General features: G+C 29.2%; 17 protein-coding genes. 9 read left to right on the top strand and 8 right to left on the bottom strand.

The window, feature by feature from the left end; translation table 11 throughout:
* Window position 1: 1 nt before the first annotated feature.
* The 8 genes from ccsA to CAMP5060_RS00370 form a co-directional block, all read right to left on the bottom strand.
* Entirely contained in the window at window positions 2–2,701 is a 2,700-nt protein-coding gene (gene ccsA, locus CAMP5060_RS00405) for a cytochrome c biogenesis protein (protein ID WP_337217699.1), read from the bottom strand.
* A gap of 9 nt (window positions 2,702–2,710) precedes the next feature.
* On the bottom strand, window positions 2,711–3,310 hold the full coding sequence (locus CAMP5060_RS00400; RefSeq protein ID WP_039628353.1) for a SoxW family protein: 600 nt from the start codon (window positions 3,308–3,310) through the stop codon (window positions 2,711–2,713).
* Between the two features lie 56 nt (window positions 3,311–3,366).
* Window positions 3,367–5,433 (bottom strand): rhodanese-like domain-containing protein, encoded by a 2,067-nt coding sequence (locus CAMP5060_RS00395; RefSeq protein WP_337217698.1) that lies wholly within the window; start codon window positions 5,431–5,433, stop codon window positions 3,367–3,369.
* A 46-nt stretch (window positions 5,434–5,479) separates the two neighbouring features.
* Window positions 5,480–7,417, bottom strand: a complete 1,938-nt coding sequence (locus tag CAMP5060_RS00390) for a multiheme c-type cytochrome (protein ID WP_337217697.1) — start codon at window positions 7,415–7,417, stop codon at window positions 5,480–5,482.
* Window positions 7,418–7,597: 180 nt separating this feature from the next.
* Window positions 7,598–8,233, bottom strand: coding sequence for a S24 family peptidase (locus CAMP5060_RS00385; protein WP_337217518.1), 636 nt, complete (start codon window positions 8,231–8,233; stop codon window positions 7,598–7,600).
* A gap of 106 nt (window positions 8,234–8,339) precedes the next feature.
* A complete protein-coding gene (gene ftnA, locus CAMP5060_RS00380; protein WP_337217519.1) occupies window positions 8,340–8,834 on the bottom strand; it encodes a non-heme ferritin in 495 nt (164 codons plus the stop codon).
* A gap of 78 nt (window positions 8,835–8,912) precedes the next feature.
* Complete coding sequence (locus tag CAMP5060_RS00375; RefSeq protein WP_337217696.1) at window positions 8,913–10,139, bottom strand: sensor histidine kinase; 1,227 nt, start codon at window positions 10,137–10,139, stop codon at window positions 8,913–8,915.
* A 56-nt stretch (window positions 10,140–10,195) separates the two neighbouring features.
* Window positions 10,196–10,855: a response regulator transcription factor gene (locus CAMP5060_RS00370; RefSeq protein ID WP_337217695.1), complete on the bottom strand. Its 660-nt coding sequence runs from the start codon at window positions 10,853–10,855 to the stop codon at window positions 10,196–10,198.
* An 85-nt stretch (window positions 10,856–10,940) separates the two neighbouring features.
* Between CAMP5060_RS00370 and CAMP5060_RS00365 the strand changes: the two genes are divergently transcribed.
* From CAMP5060_RS00365 to hypF, 9 genes are all read left to right on the top strand, one after another.
* Entirely contained in the window at window positions 10,941–11,924 is a 984-nt protein-coding gene (locus tag CAMP5060_RS00365) for a substrate-binding domain-containing protein (protein WP_337217694.1), read from the top strand.
* 16 nt (window positions 11,925–11,940) lie between these two features.
* Window positions 11,941–12,855, top strand: a complete 915-nt coding sequence (pstC, locus tag CAMP5060_RS00360; protein WP_337217693.1) for a phosphate ABC transporter permease subunit PstC — start codon at window positions 11,941–11,943, stop codon at window positions 12,853–12,855.
* On the top strand, window positions 12,852–13,940 hold the full coding sequence (gene pstA, locus CAMP5060_RS00355; protein ID WP_337217692.1) for a phosphate ABC transporter permease PstA: 1,089 nt from the start codon (window positions 12,852–12,854) through the stop codon (window positions 13,938–13,940). The genes pstC and pstA overlap by 4 nt, the downstream gene beginning before the upstream one ends.
* Window positions 13,937–14,677 carry a phosphate ABC transporter ATP-binding protein PstB gene (gene pstB / locus CAMP5060_RS00350; protein WP_337217691.1) on the top strand — a complete coding sequence of 247 codons (741 nt, stop codon included), beginning with the start codon at window positions 13,937–13,939 and terminating at the stop codon, window positions 14,675–14,677. The genes pstA and pstB overlap by 4 nt, the downstream gene beginning before the upstream one ends.
* Window positions 14,678–14,841: 164 nt before the next feature.
* Window positions 14,842–16,158, top strand: coding sequence for an MATE family efflux transporter (locus CAMP5060_RS00345; protein WP_087700567.1), 1,317 nt, complete (start codon window positions 14,842–14,844; stop codon window positions 16,156–16,158).
* Window positions 16,134–16,799, top strand: coding sequence for a M48 family metallopeptidase (locus tag CAMP5060_RS00340; RefSeq protein ID WP_087700568.1), 666 nt, complete (start codon window positions 16,134–16,136; stop codon window positions 16,797–16,799). Before CAMP5060_RS00345 ends, CAMP5060_RS00340 begins: the two co-directional genes overlap by 25 nt.
* Before the next feature lie 73 nt (window positions 16,800–16,872).
* Window positions 16,873–17,694, top strand: coding sequence for a dipeptidase PepE (pepE, locus tag CAMP5060_RS00335; protein ID WP_087700569.1), 822 nt, complete (start codon window positions 16,873–16,875; stop codon window positions 17,692–17,694).
* A 101-nt stretch (window positions 17,695–17,795) separates the two neighbouring features.
* The gene (locus tag CAMP5060_RS00330) at window positions 17,796–19,310 is read left to right on the top strand and encodes a hypothetical protein (RefSeq protein WP_337217690.1); all 1,515 of its coding nucleotides are present in this window, start codon (window positions 17,796–17,798) and stop codon (window positions 19,308–19,310) included.
* A complete protein-coding gene (gene hypF, locus CAMP5060_RS00325) occupies window positions 19,291–21,489 on the top strand; it encodes a carbamoyltransferase HypF (protein ID WP_337217689.1) in 2,199 nt (732 codons plus the stop codon). The genes CAMP5060_RS00330 and hypF overlap by 20 nt, the downstream gene beginning before the upstream one ends.
* Window positions 21,490–21,497: the final 8 nt, after the last annotated feature.

The following is a 21,497-nucleotide window of genomic DNA, read 5'->3' as shown; positions in this document are numbered from 1 at the left end:
TTTAAAAACTAGGCGTATTTAAATCCCGTTTTCTTCCTGCACTTATAATTAAAACAAAATTAAGTACAATCAAAATATACACAAAAGTCGGTATAGGAAAAGCATCACCATTTGCATAAGAATGAAGTCCAGAAAGGTAAAAATTTACTCCAAAATAAGTCATTAATATGGTATAAAAGGCTAAAACACTAGCACTTGCAAAAACAAAAATAAAATAAGTTTTAAAAATAAATCTTAAGTGCAATACCATAGTATAAACTACAATGGAAATCAAAGCCCAAGTTTCTTTTGGATCCCAACCCCAATATCTTCCCCAACTTTCATTAGCCCAAACTCCACCTAAAAAATTTCCTATCGTAAGCATTGCAAGTCCTATTATCATAGACATTTCATTAACGCAGTGTAGTTTGGTGATGTTTAAATCTATATTTTTATTTTTACCTCTTAAGGTAAAAAGAATTAAACTTAAAATCCCTATAATAAAACAAAGTGCTAAAAATCCATAGCTTGCTGTTATAATTGAAACATGAATGTTAAGCCAATATGATTTTAAAACAGGTACTAAATTCCCAATTTGAGGATCCATAAAGCCAAGATGAGCTACAAAAAGCGAAATGCCTGCTAAAAAACTCGCACCACATAAAGCCAAGAGTGATTTTCTAAAAAATATCACAGCACTTATCGCACAAGCAAAAGCTATGTAAATCATGCTTTCATAAGCATTGCTCCAAGGAGCATGCCCACCTACATACCAACGAATGATTAAAGCTAGTGCATGTATGATTACACATATGCTTAAAATGATGTAAAAAAATCTATATACAAAGGCAGATAAAGCAATATTTTTTAATATAGTATAAAAACTTAAAAAGAAAAACACTAACGCAAAGCTAATATAAACAAAAGTTAGATTATCAAAGATATTATAATGATTAAGTAGTATTTCAAGATTTAATCTTTCTTTTGGTGGTAAAACATTGCTTCCATAATGATTTTGAAAGTCTTTTAAAGATTGTAAAATTTCATTTGCATCTTGCCATTGATTATTTTCAATACCATTGCGAACTTGTAAAAAATAGCTAACTAAAAGCATTTGCAAACGCTCAACATCTTCTTTTGCAAAAGGTAAAATTTGCACTGGAGAATACCACTTTAAACTTTGCTCATTAATATCAGGAAAAATAGTTAAAGCTTGACCACTATAAATATAATATGCATGATTTATTTTTTCATCTAAAGCTAGCAAATCTTTATCAAAGCTAGTTCTTAATGAAGGCTTTTTGCGGTTAGCTTCTTCAATATAATTGCTAAGCTTATATACTCCATTATCAAACACATCATCAAATGCTATGTATTTTTCATTTATATCTGCGCCTATTAATTCTCTTAGTTTACTTGTTTTTGTAGCTATCATTTTGATTTTTCTAAATTCTTTAGGATAAATCATCATTGCTAGAAAAATTTGATCATAGTGAAGATTTAAAAATTTTTCTTTTTGAGTGATTTTATAAACAAATTCCATTGCTAAAGTATCTAAAGGTTTGATTCTACCATTATGATCTTGCACAAGTAATTTTGCAAAATTTAAAGAATGCTCATAAGAATTCTTTTGTAAATTTGAGAGTAAATTTAAAATTTCATTTTTATTTTCTTGTGCAAAAAGCGGAGTTTGTAAATTTGCAAAAAGCAAAATAAGCAATATAAAACTTTGGCCTTTTTTTAAATAAACACTTAAACGATGAAATCTTGAGTTTTTATCAAATAAAACCCATAAAAATCCTAAAATCAACAAAGTATAACCTATATAAGTAGGGATTTTACCAGGATCTTTATTAACTGAAAGTATAGTGCCTTGCTCATCTTGATCATAAGAGCTTTGAAAAAATCTATATCCACCATAATCAAGAACATTATTCATAAAAATATCATAATCTAAGTTAATATTATTTTGCTCATCTATGATTTGAATTTTTGAAGTGTAAGAAGATGGACTCATAGAGCCTAAATAACGCTCTAGTATAAAATCTTTTAAGTGTAATGCAAAAGGAAGCTTAATTTCTCTTGGCCCCCAATTGATAGTAAAATCTTTTCCCTGTAAGTTAAAATGCACTGCTTGTTTGTTTGTAAAATTTGGATTTAAGGTTATTTGCGTATTTGCTTTTTGATAATTAATATTTAATTTTAAGCTAGCAGGTGTGATAGAATCTTTTTGTGGAATATATTTGATAGAACTTATGATTAATTTTTCACCATTTAAGTCTATAGTTTTTTCAAAATGCTTTTGAGTTAGCGCGGTAAAGCTAATAGGAAATTCAAAACTAGCATTAGTATCAAAATCAGTAATTTTTATAAATTCTTCTCTAGTAACTATGGTGCTAGAGCTTTGATTTTCTCTTATATGCATTCCACCTTCTAAGCCAAAATATCTAGTAAGTCCAGCACCGATTAAAATCACTATAAAAGATAAGTGTAAAAGCAAGATAGAGTATTTTTTCTTTTGAAAAAGCTTATTATAAAATATCACTCCGATTAAATTTAAACCTAGTAATAAATGCAACATATCAAACCAAGCATTATTATAAATTAAAGCTTTAGCTGTGCTAATACCAAAATCATTTTCTATGAAAGTTGCTACAGCACAGGCTATAGCATATATACTCATTAGTAAAAAACTCATTGCAAAAGAAAAAAAATACTGCATTTTTAACCTTTAAATATTATTTTCTTTATAAAAATGTATAAGTTTTTGTGCTATGGTTGCTTCGTCTAAATTTTGATTTTCTTTTTGGTTTAAAAACTCCATTGTAGCGCTTAATCTTTTTGCGCTAATAAAACCAGGATAATTTAGCAAAGTTTGGCTGTTTTTGTTTAAAATTACAATAGTAGGGGTGGCTACTATATCATAAATACTAGAAAGTTCGGCTGTACTTAAGTCGCTTTTGTGGTTTTTATAAAATGTATGAATTTTTTTATAGCTTATATTTATATAATAAGAGCTGTATTTTTCTTTTATAAGTTCTTGTATTTTTTTATCGTTTTTAATTTCTTCTTTTAATTTATCACAATAAAGGCAATGATTTGCGCTGAAAATGATTAAAATGTTTTTATCATCACTTTTTATATTTGCATTATCTTTAAATAAATGAGCTATTTCTTCATAAGATTTTTTATCTAAATCATTTGCTTTTTGCAAATTTTCTTTAGAAAATTGTGTGCCACTTGAGATTAAATTAGAATCAAGTTTTTCTTCATTAGAGCAAGCTATAAAAAAAATACTTAAAAAACTAAGTGTGAGTATTGTTTTAAACATTTAAAATCCTTGAAAAAGTTAGGAAAAGTCCTTATTCGCTATTATAGCGAATAAGGTTATAAGATAGTGTTAAAGAAAGTATAAAGCATTAAAAATAAAAATACCAAACCAGTGATTAGCATTGCAAATCCTGCAAGTTTAGCTAGCCATTGATATGCTTTGAAGTTACTTTTATTTTCATATAAAGTGCTTAATTTTCCACTTTCTTTTAAGCGTTTATACCATACGCTTCTTTCTTGTTTAATCTCTTCTTCACTAATACTTCCTGAGAAAATCACCATATCCATAGGGAAGCGATCTGCTCTAAAATGTGTATTAAAGAAGTGAATTGCAAAAATAAATCCTGTAGCAAGTAAAGCTTCATCAGAGTGAAGTAGGGTTGCTAAGTTGATTGCTTCACCTGGTAAAAATTTACCAAAGAAAGCAGGAAACCATAAAATAAGCCCTGAAATACCAATGATAAACATACCCCAAAATACTGCTAAATAATCAAATTTTTCCCAATAAGTCCAGCGGTCAAATTGCGGTCTTGGTCCAAAACCAAAAAACCATTTAAAATGATCTTTCATATCTTTAAAATCTTGCCAATTTGGCATTAAAGAATCAGGACCAAAAGTAGCTTTTAAAACTTTCATAAAGCTTATTTTACCAGTGATTGGATCTCTTGCTACATCACGGCGTTTCCAATTTACAATGATGATTTCTCCAATGTGAGAGAAAAATACTGCAAACATTACTATAGCTGAAATATGATGTATGGTTGCTGCATTAATGATATCTCCACCCATTAAATCAATCATAGGTTTAGCCCACGCTGAATCATAGAATTTTTGTGGTAAGCCTGAGAAAGCAAGACCCAAAAAGCTAGCTGCCATAAAGAAATGTTGAATTCTATGGAAAGTACTAAATCTTCTTACTCTTACTTTATCTTCATGTGCTGCTTTTCTTGCTTCTTTCCATTCTTTAGGATATTTTATACGCATAGCAATTAAACGCAAGCACCAAAGTATAGTATGGGCTCCAAAGAAAACAAATACAGAAATCACCAAAATAGTCATGAATATATAAGCACCATGTAACCCAGGATATTTTTCACCATCACTATGATCAGCATGTGCCATCCAATTTACGAAATTTTCATTTGCATTTGGATGGCATGATTTACAAGTTTGAACACGGTTTATTGGCGAGAGGGTTGAGTTTCTTTCGCTTGATTTTAATATATTGTGTTTACCATGACAATCAGAACAAGTAGCAACACTTGGAGTTTCACCTGGTGTGCTTAATACCATACCTTTACCATGGAAAGTCATATGAAAAGTTGTGCTTTTTTGTTTATGGCATTGTGCGCACTTTTGATCGACTAATTGTTTTTGTGAATAAATTCCTGAATGTTTTGGGGTAACATGAATAGAGTGACAAGTCGCACAAGATGGTTTTTCTTTTTTCTTTTGTGCATCTTGAGCAGGTAAGAACTCTTGTACCCCATGAGCACTTTTTGCTAAAGCATTACTTGCTTTTTCATGACAAGTTGCACATTTTTGATTGATTAAGTTTTTACTTGCTGCAATATCAGCTCTAATGCCTTTACCTTTTTGAGCATGACAATCACGACAAGATGGGGTATTGCTAAATTTAAATCTTGAGTGGATAGTATCTTTAAACTCGATAACTTCCTTAGCTTTTTCCCATTTAACTGTGTCTATTTTTTCAACTTTTCTACCTGAGGTTACCCATGATTCAATGCCATCAAGCATTACAACAGAGTTCTTATAACCAAGTTCTATAGCAACTGCAGCAGCTTGAGAAGCTTCAAATCTAAAACGATTTAAACCATAAAACACTAAATTTGCATTTTTATCATTAGGTAATAAATTTTGCCAATTTTCCACATAGGTTGATATGGAATTAGGTATATAGCCATTAGTTTGTCTATCTTGCTCTGAATTGACATCAAAAAAATAAGTATTATTTTGATCTAGCATTTCTTGGGCTTGTGCTAAACTAATGCTTTTTATACCTTCTATTGATCCTATTTCTCCATTAGCTTCAGCAAAAATAAATCCTGATGGCGTAAAAAGAGTAAAAAGGACAATAAAAAGTCGAGTGATTAAATTTTTCAAGACTAGCTCCTTATTTTAAGGAAGAATTCTTCATTCTTCCTTTGTTTTATTTACCATTTAGGATATTTTGTGCTTCTTGGATATAAATTAAAGCTTCTTCTATGATTTTCTTAGAATAAGCAGGTCCATGAACACCCCAAGAACCATCTTTTTCTAGTCTATCAGCTATGGCTTGAGCTTGATTAGTTAGGCTTAGTACTTTTGATTTTTGCTCTACTGAAAGTTTTGTTTTTTCAGCAAAAGTTTTATCAATATTTGCTATACCTTTTCTAATTTTCTCATAACCTTCTTTAACAGGATTTTGCCACTCCATTACTTTATCATAAATCATTTCTTGATTGCTAAAGTGAAGTTTTTCAGGCAAGGTTGATTGCACAGGACTATGACAACCACTTGCACCAGGACCCATTAGATTAATATCACTAAAACTAGTTCTACCGCAACTCCACATTAAATCAAGGAAAAATCTACCTTCATCATCTCTGGCTATAGTCCAACCACCAACTTTAGGCGATCTTTCTTTGCCTTCTGGTGGATTAAGTGTTTTTGCTGTTTTATCTACTTTGATATTCCAAATATGCGAAGCTCTAACATTATCAAATCCACCTTTATCAGGGTTTTGAACCGCTCCAAAGTTTTCACAACTCATCATATTTGGCATGTGACAAGCTGTACAACTATCTTTTGCATGAATTCCACCTTTTTTGAAAAAGCTTGCTTGGGTTTCATGGCAATCTTTACAAGTTTTTTTAAGTTTTGTTTTAGTATAACCACTTTTCCAATCATTAAAAGTTACTTCATGCGGATCATGACAAGTATTACATCTCATACCTTTATCATAGTGTGCTGAAGAATACATTTGAGCACCTTCTGTTCCACACGCAGGACAACTTGATTTAAAATATGCGTTGAAAGGTTTTCTAGGATTGATTTTAGCATCGGTTTCATTGTATGAAAATCTTTGATGACATCTTTCACAATTTGATGGCATACCCGCACCTCTTGCTCCATAAAGATGCGCTCCAGCCCCATGGCATTCCTCACAAGTAATACCTTTTGAGATGGTATGTTTTTGAAGTTCTTTTGGGTTACCTAGTGCTTTATAAAATTCTTCTTTGCTTTTAAAATCAAATTTAAAAGTATGACAGGTTTCACAATATGCAGTAGCAGGTTGGAAAACCGCTTTTTCTTTATAAGTTGCAGCATAAGAGTTTGTTCCCCATACCTGAGAGCCATTTCCTCCAAAATCTTCCATTTTAGTAGGAAAACCAGGTGCAAAAGTAGCTATTTTTTGTGCCATTTCAGGGGTTAAAAATTCACTCCAAAGTCTTGAGAATTGATTACCTCCAGCAGTTAATTTACCACTTAAATCACTCAAATTTCCATCTTCAACATGGTAAGTTCCACGCACAAGCCATCTATCTATAAAACCATATTTTGTTCTTGGTGTTCCAATGAGAGCATAAACATCATTTGGATAAATTCCATCAGGTAAAATAGTAGCTTGAGAATTATACATAGGTTTTTTCAAACCTTCAGCTCCACCAACTTCTTCCATTTCATGCGGAAAACGCACGGTTTTTGCATGGCGAGAGCGTTCCCAAGAAGCATATTGAGCAGGGTGACATTCGCCACATTTTTTTGGACCTACAAATTTATTTGGAAAATCCAAGAAAGATTCATAAGGCAAACGATAGGTAATAGAGGCTTGTTTTAAATCGTGCTCAGCAGCAAATTTAGCTCCATTTTGATTTAAAACCCAGTTTTCCGTTCTATCACTATGGGTAAATTTACCTACCAAACGCCCTTCTTTTTCGTATTTAAAAATAGGGTGGTGTTTGTAAAGATAGTCAAAAAATGCATCTTCTTGAGCTACATATCCATCAAGGGTTCTAGGCTCTGAAGAAGCAAAAGCTTGTGAACTCAAACTTATGCCTAAAGCTAGGCAGGCATAGGTGACAACCTTAGCTAATTTGTGTTTCATAACTTCCCTTTCATGTAGTTTGTTAAAAGATAAAAAAACTCTTATTTATTATCTATTAACTATTAAAGTATAATTGTGACTATTTTTTAATAAAAAATAACTTAAATTTGTATTTAAATTAATATTTTATTAATATAAAGAATAAAAATTATTAACTACAAAAAAGAAGTATTTAGTATATTAAATTCTGCTAATAGTTCCCACCACCTTACCCACGATTAAAAAATCGCCATTTTGATAATGTACGTCTGCATAGCTTAAATTAAAAGAATGCAGATAAACTCCACCTTTATTGCTTTTAAAAATTTGTTTGATAAACAAACCATCTCGAGTATTTACCGCAAAAACTCCACCTTCTTTAAAGCTTTTGCTTTTATCTACTAAGCATAAAGAATCATCTTTAATTTCAGGCTCCATGCTATCGCCTATACATGGGATGATATCACAATCTTTTGAGCCAAAAAAATCACTTAGTTTTTCATCTATAATCACTTCTGAAAAACTTACATTATCATTTAAAGCCCCACCTCCCATAGAAGCGTTAACATCGTAATATTTTAAAACATTATAGTTTAAATCAAGTGTTAAAGTATTACTCTCAAAAGAGTCTTCGTAAAAAAATGCATTGATGTTGATATTTCTTTCATTTAAAAAATGAAGTATTTGTTTATAAGGTATGGAATTTCTAAATTTCATACTATAAAAGGTGTCAGGATTAATATTTAACATCTTAGCTACGTCAGAATCTTTGGCGTTTTTTATACCTTCTTTTTGGAGTATAAATTTAAGTTTATCAGTAATTTCGTTCATTTGCATGAAAATCCTTTTAAATAAAAAGTATTTTAGCAAATTTACTTTTATTTTGCAAGAATTCTTTTAAATTAAAAGATATTTAGCTTCCATAAATTTGGAAGCTAAAAAATTATTTACTAATTAAGCTTTTAATGTATTGATCTACCATGTATAAGCCATTTCCATTATCGCTTATGAGTTTGATTTTATCTACTATACCTCTAAAAAGTGCTTCTTCTTCGTGTTGTTCGCTTACATACCATTGCAAGAAATTAAAAGTAGAATAATCTTTACTTGAAAGCATAAAATCCACAAGATTATTAATAGAAGCAGTAATGCTTTGCTCATGCTCGAAAGTTTTTTCAAATACATCAAGCAATGATTTAAAATCACTATCAGGTTTTTTAACTTCTTTTAATTCTACTTTAGAATCAGTTTCATTTAAATAAGTGATGAGTTTTCTTGCATGATCACTTTCTTCTCTTGCATGTTCAAACAAAAATGCCCCCGCGCCATCAAAACTATGCTCATAACACCATGAACTCATGCTCAAATACAAATTTGCTGCATACATTTCTTTATTGATTTGCTCATTTAATAAAGCCACTACTTCTTTTGAAAGCATTGTTTCTCCTTATGAATTATTTTTGTTATATTAGTTAGAACTACATTAAAAATACATTAATAAGTATATTCATAAAAATTATAAATTAATATCAAAAGAAAAAACACTACCTTTTTGTGGGCTAGATTGAATTTTTAAAGAACTTTTGTGTAAAGTGAGTATTTTTTTAACTAAAAACAATCCTAATCCAAAAGAGTTGTTGTGTGTTGAGTTTGCTTTGTAGAATTTTTTTGTTATAAATTTAAGATGCTTTTCTTCTATGCCTATACCTTGATCTATGATAGTAAAATTTTGATTTTTGATGATGATTAACACCTCTTTTTTGCTGTATTTTAAGGCATTGTCTATTAGATTAATGATAACTTGTTCTATGAGAAATTTATCCGCTTTAATAAAGCTTGTTTGGCCTTGAATTTTCAACCTATCATCTCTAAAACTTTCTAATAAATTTTTACTTAAAACATATAGGTCAAATTTTTCTAAATTTAAAGAATCAAAATTAAGATTAAAAACAAAATTGAGTTTGTGTGTTAGTTGGTTGATTTTTACGCTTTGTTTGTGAATTTTTTCAAGTAAAAATAATTTCATATTTTCATCATTAGTTTCTTTTAAAGATTGTAAGCTCAAATCTATAACGCTTATAGGGTTTTTAAGTTCATGCGATATAGCGCTGATTACATTACTAAGTTGAGTATTTTTGGTTTGAATTTTCTTAGCTTGCTTTTTGTTTTTTAATTCTTGTTTGATGAGTAATTTTTTAATTTTCAATAAGCGTAAATTTAAATTTTTTAATTCATAAACGAAATTATATTTTAAAATGAAATTAGTATTTGATTTGATACTTTTAACAAACAATAATAATTCTTGAAAATAATTTTTGAAAAAATTAAACACAACAAAATAAAACACAACAAGTACAAGTAAAAAGAAAGAAAAAATAATAATATTTTTAATCCAAAAATTTTGTACCAAAGAGTGTATTTTAGGGTATACAATGATGATATATTGATAGTTTTTGCAAGTATAAGCTTTAAAATAAATTTCTTTTTGCTTATAAAAATCATGGGTAAAATTAGACTCAAAATGATTTAAAAAATAAGAATAATCTTTTAATGATGAAAAAATAACTTCATCTTGTTTGATGATAAAATCTGCCCTGGTATTTTGAGCAAATTGCTTGATATTATTGGAATTTAATATATCTAATAACTGAAATTGTAAAACATCATTAAGTGTTTTTAGTTTTTGCTCGTAAGTGCTTTTTACCGTAGTGTTAATATAACTTTCATTGAAAAAATAAAACAATATAAAAAAAGCAATACAAAAAAATCCAAGTGTAAAAAGGAAAAATGTTTTTATTTTTAGCACAATTTATAACCCACCGAACGCACTGAAATGATATTTTCCTTAATTTGTGGAATTTTTTGTTTTAATCTTAAAATAGCTGTATTGATTGTCTTATCACTTGTTGTGTCATTTTTCCATACTTGCTCACTTAAAAATTGACGGCTTAGAAGTTGATTTTTGTGATTAAAAAAACACTTGAGTAATTCTACATCTAGGGTTGATAAATTTTCAAATGTATTTGTTTTATAGGTTAATTTTCTCTCTTCTATGTATAAAGTAAAATCTTGATAAGAAATTTGTTCTTTTGGAGTTTTATTTCTTTTAGTTACGGCTTTGATTCTAAATAAAAGCTCATTAAAATCAAAAGGTTTACATATATAATCATCACAGCCTTGCTCAAAACCTTCTAAAATATCTTTTTGTAAAGTCTTTGCACTAAGAAAAATCACAGGCTCCATATAACCTTTTTTTCTTAATTGTTTTATCATCTCTACACTATCACCACTTGGTAAATTTCTATCCATGATGATTAAGTCTATTTCATTTGTATCTAGAAAATTTTCTAAGTCAAAAAAATCAAAATAGCTATAAATTTTTATATTTTCTTGACTAAGTCTTAGTGTGATTAATTCGTTTAAGTCTTTATCATCTTCTATCAAAATAACATTTAACATATAAAAATTATATCAAAAAATACATGTATCCAAAATGTTTCCAAGTTTTTTTAAATTTTCATTACTTTTTAACTAAGGAGAAAAAATGAAAAAACTTTTGGCTTTAAGTGTAGCTACTTTTGTTAGTCTAAACGCAGCAGAATTAAAAATAGCGGGTTCATCTACTGTCTATCCTTTTACTTCTTTTGTTGCTGAAGAGTATGCTGTTATAAAAAATACAAAAACACCTATAGTTGAAAGTCTTGGCACAGGTGGTGGTTTTAAAGTGTTTTGTGAAGGAATTACTGATATTTCTAATGCTTCAAGAGCAATCAAGCCAAGTGAATTTGAAACTTGTAAAAAATCAGGCGTGAGTGATATAGTCGGGATTATGATAGGTTATGATGGCATAGTTTTAGCTCAGAATAAAATCAATGCTCCATTAAATATAAGCTTACATGAGTTATTTTTAGCTTTGGCCAAAGAAATTCCACAAGATGGAAAATTAATCCCAAATCCTTACACAAATTGGCAACAAATCAATAAAAATCTACCAAATAGAAAAATTACAATCTATGGTCCTCCATCAAGTTCAGGAACAAGAGATAGTATAGAAGAACTTGTAATGGTAGATATTTCTAAAAAAATTCCTGAATATAAAGGTACATATAAAACTATACGCCAAGATGGAGCATTTATACCAAGCGGCGAAAACGATAATTTAATTGTTTCAAAACTTTCTGTTGATAAAGAAGCTTTTGGACTTTTTGGATACGGATTTTTAGCTAGTAATGATGATAAGATTAATGCTGCTTACATTGATGGTGTAAAAGCTGATGAGAAAAATATATCTGAGGGAAAATATAAATTAGCGCGTTCTTTGTTTATATATATGAATGCTAAGAAAAATCCGGAAGTATTTGAATTTGCAAAAATTTATATGAGTGATGATTTAGCTAAAAGCGGAGCAGAATTAGAAAAAATAGGATTAGTTCCTATGGATGAAAAAACTTTAAAACAAACCCAAAAACATATAGAAGAAAAAGGTTTATTAACTGATGAGCTTGTTAAAGCAGGGAAAGTTTTTTGATTTTTAGGATGAAAAATTGATAAAAGAAAAAATAATAAAATTAACGCTTTTTCTTTGTGCTTTTGTTAGCGTAGTAGTAAGCTTTGCTATTATGCTAACTATTTTAATTGAAGCATTAAAATTTTTTCAAAAAGAAAGTGTATTTACTTTTTTATTTTCAAGCCAGTGGGCAGCAGATGCTGCATTTGTAAGTGCTGATGGAAGTAGTAAACATGGAGTTTTTGGTGCTTTGAGTTTATTTTGGGGAACTTTTTATATTTCATTAATAGCAATGCTAACAGCCCTGCCTTTAGGTATAATGTGTGCCATTTATCTTGGAGTATTTGCGGGTAAAAAATCTAAAAACTATTTAAAGCCTATTTTAGAAATCATAGCAGGAATTCCTACCGTGGTTTTTGGATTTTTTGCAGCTATAGTTGTAGCTCCATTTATAGTATGGTTTTTCTCTCTCTTTGGCATAGAAGCTAGTTTTCAAAGTGCTTTAGGTGCAGGTTTTATCATGGGTATTATGATAGTCCCTATAGTAGCTTCACTCTCACAAGATTGCATTGAAGCTGTAAGTTTAAAAAGAATCAATGGAGCTTATGCTTTAGGTATGACTAAAAAAGAAGTCGTTTTTGCAGTAATTTTACCAGAAGCAATGCCAGGTATAGTTGCAGCTTGTCTTTTAGGGCTTTCAAGGGCTTTAGGTGAAACGATGATTGTTGTTATGGCTGCTTCACTGCGTCCAAATTTAACAATGAATTTTTTAGAAGATATGACAACAGTTACTGTAAAAATAGTAGAAGCATTAAGTGGTGATCAAGCTTTTGATAGTTCTTTGGCTTTAAGTGCATTTTCTTTAGGACTTGTGCTTTTTATTATTACATTAATCATTAATATATTTAGCGTTTATCTGATAAATCGCTTCCATAAAAGGAAAAATTTATGAAAAAACTTTTCAAACAAAGAAAAAAAGCTTCAAAAAATTTTAAAATATTTTGTAAAATGGGGCTTTATATAAACCTTATTTTTCTTTGTATTTTTTTATCAAGTGTAGGGTATCTTGGAGTAGGAGCTTTTAAGCAAACTTATATTTATGTAGAATCTGATAGAAATAATCCTTCTTATGAACTTTTATCACGTGCTGAACAAAGAAAAATAAGAACAGGTCAAATCAAAGAAAAATCTTGGCTTTTAGCAAATTCTGAAGTTGATCAATATATGAAAAAAAACTACAATAAATTAAGTGATGAACAAAAGGCTTTAGTTGATGAATTAGTTCAAAAACAAGAAATTAAGCTAAGTTTTAATACGAATTTTTTCCTTAATGGAGACTCTAAATCACCTGAAAATTCAGGAATATTTGCCTCTGTGGTTGGAACTTTGCTTGTGATGTTAGTATGCATGGTTGTAAGCATTCCAATAGGAGTTGGAGCGGCTATTTATTTAGAAGAATTTGCTCCGCAAAATGTATTTACGCATTTTATAGAAGTATGTATAAATAATTTAGCTAGTATTCCTAGTATTTTATTTGGACTTTTAGGACTTGGAGTATTTATTAATCTTTTTGGGATGCCGCGTTCGAGTGCTTTAGTTGGGGGATTAACTTTAGCTATTATGAGTTTACCTATTATTATTGTATCAACTAAAGCTGCCTTAAAAAGTGTGGATATTAATATGAAAAATGCAGCATATGCTTTAGGTATGACTAAAATTCAAATGATAAAAGGTATTATGTTACCTTTGGCAATGCCTATGATTTTAACAGGTTCTATTTTAACTTTAGCAGGGGCTATTGGCGAAACTGCACCTTTGATGATTATAGGTATGATAGCTTTTATACCTGATGTAGCAAACTCAATTTTTGCGCCAACCAGTGTTTTACCTGCTCAAATTTTTTCATGGTCGGCTATGCCAGAGCGTGCATTTTTAGAAAGAACAGCAGCAGGGATTATAGTGCTTTTATCTCTTTTGGTGATTTTAAATTTAGCAGCAATACTTTTAAGAAGATATTTTCAAGGAAAATTAAAATGATAGCAAAAACAACAAATTTAAATTTATTTTATGGCAAAAAACAAGCTTTGTTTGATATTAGTATGGAAATTCAAAAAAATAAAATCACAGCTTTAATAGGTGCTTCAGGCTGTGGAAAATCCACATTTTTGCGTTGCTTTAACAGAATGAATGATAAAATAGCAAAAATCGATGGTCTTGTTGAGATTGATGGAAAAGATGTTAAAAATCAAGATTTAGTTGTGCTTAGAAAAAAAGTTGGAATGGTATTTCAACAGCCTAATGTTTTTGTAAAAAGCATTTATGATAATATTTCTTATGCTCCAAAACTCCATGGGATGATCAAAAACAAAGATGAAGAAGATGCTTTGGTGGAAGATTGTCTTAAAAAAGTAGGGCTTTTTGAGGAGGTAAAGGATAAGCTAAAGCAAAATGCTCTAGCGCTTTCAGGTGGTCAGCAACAACGCCTTTGTATAGCAAGAGCTTTAGCTATAAAGCCAAAATTATTACTTTTAGATGAACCAACTTCTGCACTTGATCCTATATCTTCAAGTATTATAGAAGAGCTTATTAAAGAATTAAGTCATAATCTTTCCATGATCATGGTAACACATAATATGCAACAAGCTAAGCGCGTGGCTGATTATACTGCGTTTTTTCATTTAGGAGAACTTGTAGAATTTGGAGAGAGTAAGGAATTTTTTGAAAATCCAAAAGAAGAAAAAACAAAAGCTTATTTAAACGGAGCTTTTGGGTAATTTTTATTTATTTAGAAATTTTGATGATGTAATTAATCAAAATTTCTAAAATACATTTGTTTATTCTTAAAATCAGTATAATTAAAAATATATTTATCTTTAAAAAAGCAATTTTTAAGTAAAATTACTTTTACTTTCAAAAATTATTATCAAAAAGAGTATTTATGGCCAGCAAACAACTTTCACTCAAGCATCTTAGTATGCCTATACTACTTGAAATGTTTTTAAGATATTTTTCATTGATTATCAACACCGTTATGGTTTCGCAGTATTCTAATTTTTTAGTTGGGGCTATGGGTGCGGGTAATCAAGTAGCAGATTTATTTATTATTATTTTTAGCTTTTTAAGTGTGGGTTGTAGTGTGGTAATTGCTCAAGCTTTAGGAGCTAAAAATTATACTTTAGCTAGAAAAGTAATCCATCAAAGTTTATTTTTAAATGGCTTAATCGGACTTGTATGTGGAAGTTTGATTTTATGGCATGGAGAGTTTTTACTTTATCTTTTACAAATTCCAAATGAACTTTTAAAAGACAGTGAAATTTACTTACATATGCTTGGAATTTGTTTATTTTTTGATGCCATGGGTATAGTTTTGGCTGCTATTATTAGGGTGTATAATATGGCTTATTGGGTTATGTTTACAACCTTATTGATGAATGTTGTGATATTTATAGGAAATTTTTATGTATTACATTTTACCAAATTAGAGCTTTTTGGAGTAGGGCTTAGCAATATATTAGGACGTTTAGTAGCTTTTGGTATGCTAGTGGTAATACTTAGTTTTAAACTTAAAATTTATCTTAAAATTAAAGAGATGATAAGCCTTGAAAAAGCTGTACTTAAAAAGATTTTAAATATCGGTGGATTTGCTGCTGGTGAAAATTTAATATGGTTTATACAATACACCATAGCTTTTGCTTTTGTAGCAAGTTTGGGTAAAGAAAATTTAAGCGTTCAAACGATTTATTTTCAAATTTCTTTGCTTATCATGCTAGTAGGACAAGCTATAAGCGTGGCAAATGAAATTATCATAGGTAAGTTAGTCGGTGCAAAATACTTAAATGTAGCCTATAAACATACTTGGATAGCTTTGTATTTTAGCGTGGTTGCAAGTGCTTTTGTAGCTTTGCTTAATTTTGTTTTGCAAGATTTTACCATGGGTGTAGTAAAGCTTGAAGAAAGCTTAAAAGAACTTATGATACCACTTTTTACTCTTTCTATTTTCTTAGAAATCTCAAGAACTTTCAATATAGTCATGGTAAATTCACTAAGAGCAAGTGGTGATGCGAGATTTCCGTTTTTAAGTGGAGTGGTGTTTATGCTTGGGGTTTCTTTACCAGTTGGCTATGTGCTTTGTTTTTATGCTGGACTTGGAATTTTAGGAGTTTGGATAGGTTTTTGTGCAGATGAGTTTTTGCGTGGCATAGTAAATTCATATAGATGGAAAAGTAAAAAATGGCAAGGCAAAGCACTAGTATAAAAGGAATTTTAGATTTTAAAGAATTTCGTTTTGCTTTTGAAAAGAAAAGACTTAAATACTTAAGACTTAGGATAGATAGGGATTTAAATTTCAAGCTTAGCATACCGCTATATTATGAGCAAAGAGATGTTTTAAGATTTTTAGAAAAAAATGAAAGTTGGATTAGAGCCAAAGAAAAAGAACTTTCTTTAAAAAGAGTAGTTTTAGCAAGTGATGAGTTGTATTTTTTAGGTAAAAAATACAAGCTAGTTTTTAACGAAAATCATAAAAAAGTTCTCATAAAAAAAGATAAAATTTTTGCAAAAAATGAAAAAGATTTAGATCTTTTCTTAAGACGTAGTGCTAGAGTGATTTTTGAGTATTTTATAAAAAAATGGCAATTTGCCTGCAGGAGAAAAGTGCAAAGAATTTGTATTAAAGAAATGATCTCAAGATGGGGTTCTTGCAATCATCAAAAAGCATATATAAACTTAAATTTAAAACTCATACAAAAACCTATAAAAGCTATAGAATATGTGATTTTACATGAACTTACACATTTAATCTACCCACATCATCAAAAAGAATTTTATGATTTTTTATATAAATTAATGCCTGATTACAAGGCAAGAGAAGTTTTTCTAAAAAGTCTTATTTTTTAACAAAAATTTATTTTAATTTAAAAAATTATTTATTAAAATAAATAGTTTTTAAATATCTTTTAAAGGAAAAATAATGAAAAGAAGAAATTTGTTAAAAGTAGGTGCTCTTGGTTTAGCTGCTATGCTTTTTAGTGGAGTGGCTTTAAATGCTAATGATGTGGTTAATTTTCCAAAAGATAAGCAAAAAGCTTTATTGCTCTCAAGTTCAGGTTATAAAGACACTGGATATTTAAACCATGCTTTACCTTGGCTTAAAGAATTTGTTGAAAAAAATAACTTAAAAGGCAAAAAAGTAGCATTCATACCTTATGCGGGTGTTAGAAAAACTTATGAGCAATATGAAGCACAAGTTGCTAAAGCCTTAGAAAGCTTAGGACTTCAAATAATTAGTGTGCATAGAGGCAATGCTGTTGATATTGTTAAAAGTGCTGATGCGATTTTTGTAGGGGGTGGAAATACTTTTGAACTTGTAAATCAACTTTATAATAATAACCTAGTAGAACTCATTGCAAAAAGAGTAAGCGAGGGTGTGCCTTATGTTGGTTGGTCAGCAGGCTCAAATGTAGCGGGTGCAACTATGATGACAACTAATGATATGCCTATAGTTGAACCAAAATCATTCAATACTTTCAATATTTTCCCTCATCAAATCAACCCGCATTTTATCTCAGGCAAGCCAGTAGGACATAATGGTGAAAGCCGTGAAGAAAGACTTGAAGAGTTTTTGATTGTTAATCCTAAAGTAGTTGTTTATGCTTTACCAGAAGGTGTTGCATTATTACTTGATGGCAAAAAAGCAAAAGTTTTAGGTGTAGATAAAAATGCGCCACTTTTAAAACTTGAAAATAAAAAAGAAATTCAAAAAATCGCTATCGGTTCTGAATTTAACTACTAAAATAACAAGCTATCTAAATTTTAGATAGCTTGTTTAAGCTTTCCTTAGAATTAAAATTGTTATATTTATACTTTACAAATTTTAATTTTAAGGTTTTAAACTTGCTTTTAGAAATTACTTTTTATTATAAATCTAAAAATGATATTTTTGAGTATTTGTTAGCTTATTATGCTAAAGATTATGCGTATGATTATGAGCAAAAAGATGAAAAAATCATCATTAAAGTTAAGGGTGAAAAAGATGAGATTCAAGCCTTTTGTTCTAATTTAGAAAATATCAGCCACAGTGTTTTTTTAAACAAATTTGACTTAAAAGTTATAGAAGAAGATTTTACACCTATAAAAAAAGAAAAAACTTTCACTAAAAGAAATTTTTTAACAAGACTCAATGCAAATACTTATACTCAAGGTAAACTTTTAGAAAATGAATGGGGTGTTTTTGTAGAAGAAGAGTTTAAGATAGAAGAAGATTTTATAAAAATCACTAAAGAAAATTTCTGCGATAATTTAAAAAAAGCCTTAGAAAAATTAAAAAATAAAGAAAAAATGTATTTTAAAAGTCCAAAAGGAGTATATGCTTTTGAAATTTTTAATGAAGCATTGGATGATTTTTTAATACCTTGTGACCCAAAGCATATCAATGCATTTTTTTCCTGTAATAACGAGCAATTTAAAATCTTAGCAGGGGTTGAAAAGCCTCTAGTGAAGCTTAAATTTAATGCTATTTTTAGACAAAATCATCAATTAAATCATGAGTATTTTAAAATAAAAATATATGATAATCTTTTCTTGTTTGCCTTGTGTTTTGAGCTTGAAAAAGAAGGAATTAAGTTTTTAAATTTTAAAAAGTTAGAACATTTTGAAGATGATTTTGAAGTGGCTTTAATAGAAAATGAACTAGTAGTTTGTAGGGGTTATGATTATATTTTACCTGAGTTTAAAAATTTGATTTTTCAAAAAGAAGATAAAAATTTTGCAAGAATTTCTTGCATATTGTCTGATTTTAAAGACAAAAAGCCTTTGCTTTTAGAACTTAGTAAAAAATATGATGATATTATCTTACTTGATAAAGAGCTAAATCTTTTAAAACTTTGCTTACCAAAAAGCTTTGATGAGTTTTATGAAACTATAAGTCAAGATGATGTTGCTAAGAGATTATTAGCTAATTATGAAAAAGAATTTACCCTAGTGCGAAAAGAACTTAATATGGCTAATAATTTTTTTAATCTTTTTGGCATGATAGGGATGATTTTAGAACTTGATGAAGATATACAAAGTGCTGCATTAGCGCTTTTGGCCTTAGCAGATGAGAGTAAAATGGCAAAAGGCGTTAGGATAGATTTTAAGCTTAATGAGCAAAAAGAATTTGATTATACTAAGACCTTAAGAAGCGTGATGAGTTTTAAGCTTGCTGGAGTAGAAAATCAAATCATAGCCTTAGGTGTTGTTGAGAGCTTGGCGTATTTTTTAAGAGATTTATTTGATGATTTAAAAGCTAAAGAACAAGTTGATTGTGCCGTGCTTAGTGGGAGCTTGTTTGAACACAAAAGCCTTAGTAAAAATGTATTTAAACACATACCATTTTTTAAGTTAAGTGATGTCCCACTTTGGATATGAAATTCATATTAAAGGGCTAGTGCAAGGCGTTGGCTTTCGTCCTTTTGTTTTTAATATAGCTAAAGAGCTTAATTTAAAAGGTGAAGTTTATAATAATAGCTTAGGAGTTGTTATAATCCTTGAGTGTAGTAATGATGAATTAGAAATTTTTAAAGAAAAACTTTTTGCTAATTTACCGCCTTTAGCTAGGATAGATGATTTTAATTTTTCTTATAAAAAACTTCAAAAAACTTATAATGATTTTAGCATAAGTACTTCACAAGATAGTGAAAAATTTAGCCCGATTTTGAGTGATTTTGCTCTTTGTGAGGATTGCTATAATGAATTTTATGATGAGAAAAATCCGCGTTTTAAATACCCTTTCATCACTTGCACAAATTGCGGGCCAAGATTTTCTATTATAAAAAAACTTCCATATGATAGAGTTAATACCACTATGGATGAGTTTAAAATGTGTTCTTTTTGTCAAAGCGAGTATGAAGATCCTACCAATCGTCGCTTTCATGCCCAACCACTCTCATGTCCAAAATGTAAAATTACTATCTTTTTAAAGGATAAAAATCAAAATATTTTAGCCAAAGATGAAAAAGCTTTTATCTTGCTTGCAAAGCTTTTAGAAGAAGGTCAAATCATAGCTTTTAAAGGTATGGGTGGGTTTCATTTAATTTGTGATAGCACAAATGAAAATGCTATAAATGAACTTAGAATACGTAAAAATCGCCCTAAAAAGCCTTTTGCTATTATGGTAAAAGATCTTAAAATGGCTCAAGAATTAGCTTTTATTAATGAAGCTGAGGCAAAACTTTTAACTTCAAATTTAAAACCCATAGTTATTTTAAATAGCAAAAATATCCATAAAAGCTTAGCACCAGATACTAATAAAATAGGCATTATGTTAGCTTATATGGGAACACATTTAATGCTTTTTGAACATTTTAAAAAGCCAATTATTGCAACTAGTGCTAATTTAAGTTCACTAAGCATTATTTATGAAGAAACAAAACTTTTAGAGCAACTTAGTGATGTGTTTGATTTTTATCTTGATTATGATAGAGCAATACATAATTCAAGTGATGATAGCATTGCTCAAGTTATTGGTAAAGAGGTAATGTTTTTAAGGACTTCAAGGGGGCTTAACCCACTTTATATTAACACAGTAGATATTTTTAATGTAAAAGAAAATATTCTCGCTCTAGGAAGTGAGTTAAAAAATGAATTTGCATGTTTTTTTAAAAATCAAATTTTTATTTCTCCTTATATAGGTGATATGAAAAGTTTAGACATACAAGAGAGATTTTTTAAAATTTTAACTTTCTTTCAAAACTCTTATAGGTTAAATTTTGATCATATTTTAAGCGATAAACACCCACAATTTAACTATGTAAAAGAATTTAGAGATTATAAAAATTTTCGCGTGCAACATCACTATGCGCATTTGTGCGCTTGTTTATTTGAACACAAAATTTACAAAAATGATGTTTTAGCCTTTATTTTTGATGGAACAGGTTATGGAGATGATGGAAAAATTTGGGGTGGGGAGATTTTTAGAGCGAATTTAAAAAGCTATGAAAGGCTAAATCATTTTAAAAATTTCAAACTCATTAATGCAGATATTAAAAATATCGCAAATTTAGCTTTGGCTTTGATTTTTGATTTTAATTTAGAAAGTAAAGCTAGCGAGTTTTTAGCTAAATTTTCTCAAGTAAAATTAAATAATCTTAAAAAAATTCATACTCAAAGCTCTTTATATACAAGTTCTCTTGGTAGGATTATCGATGCTTTTGGCGCTTTTGCTTTTGATATACAAAAGCTTGATTATGAAGCACAAATTGGACTTTTGATGGAAAAATATTATGATAAAAATCTTGATTATAGTTACAAATTTGACATCAAAGAAAAAGAAATTTGCTTTAAAAATGCTTTTTTGCAAGCCTTAGAAGATAAAGATAAAGTTAAAATTAGCACAGGTTTGCTTAATGGCATTACAGATTTAATTATAGAATATTCAAAAGATTTTAAAGAAGAAGTGCTTTTATGTGGCGGAGTATTTCAAAATAAAACCTTACTTGAAATTTTAGATCAAAAAAATTTTGCTTATAAAACTTCTTTGCAATTTCCTTGTAATGATAGTTCTATTGCACTTGGACAACTTGTGCATTATTTATCTTTAAAAACTTAATAAAACTC

The sequence above is a fragment of the Campylobacter sp. 1569 genome, from assembly GCF_024723675.1.
GTDB classification, from domain to species: domain Bacteria; phylum Campylobacterota; class Campylobacteria; order Campylobacterales; family Campylobacteraceae; genus Campylobacter_D; species Campylobacter_D jejuni_C.
This window is presented reverse-complemented; position numbering and strand designations above follow the sequence as displayed.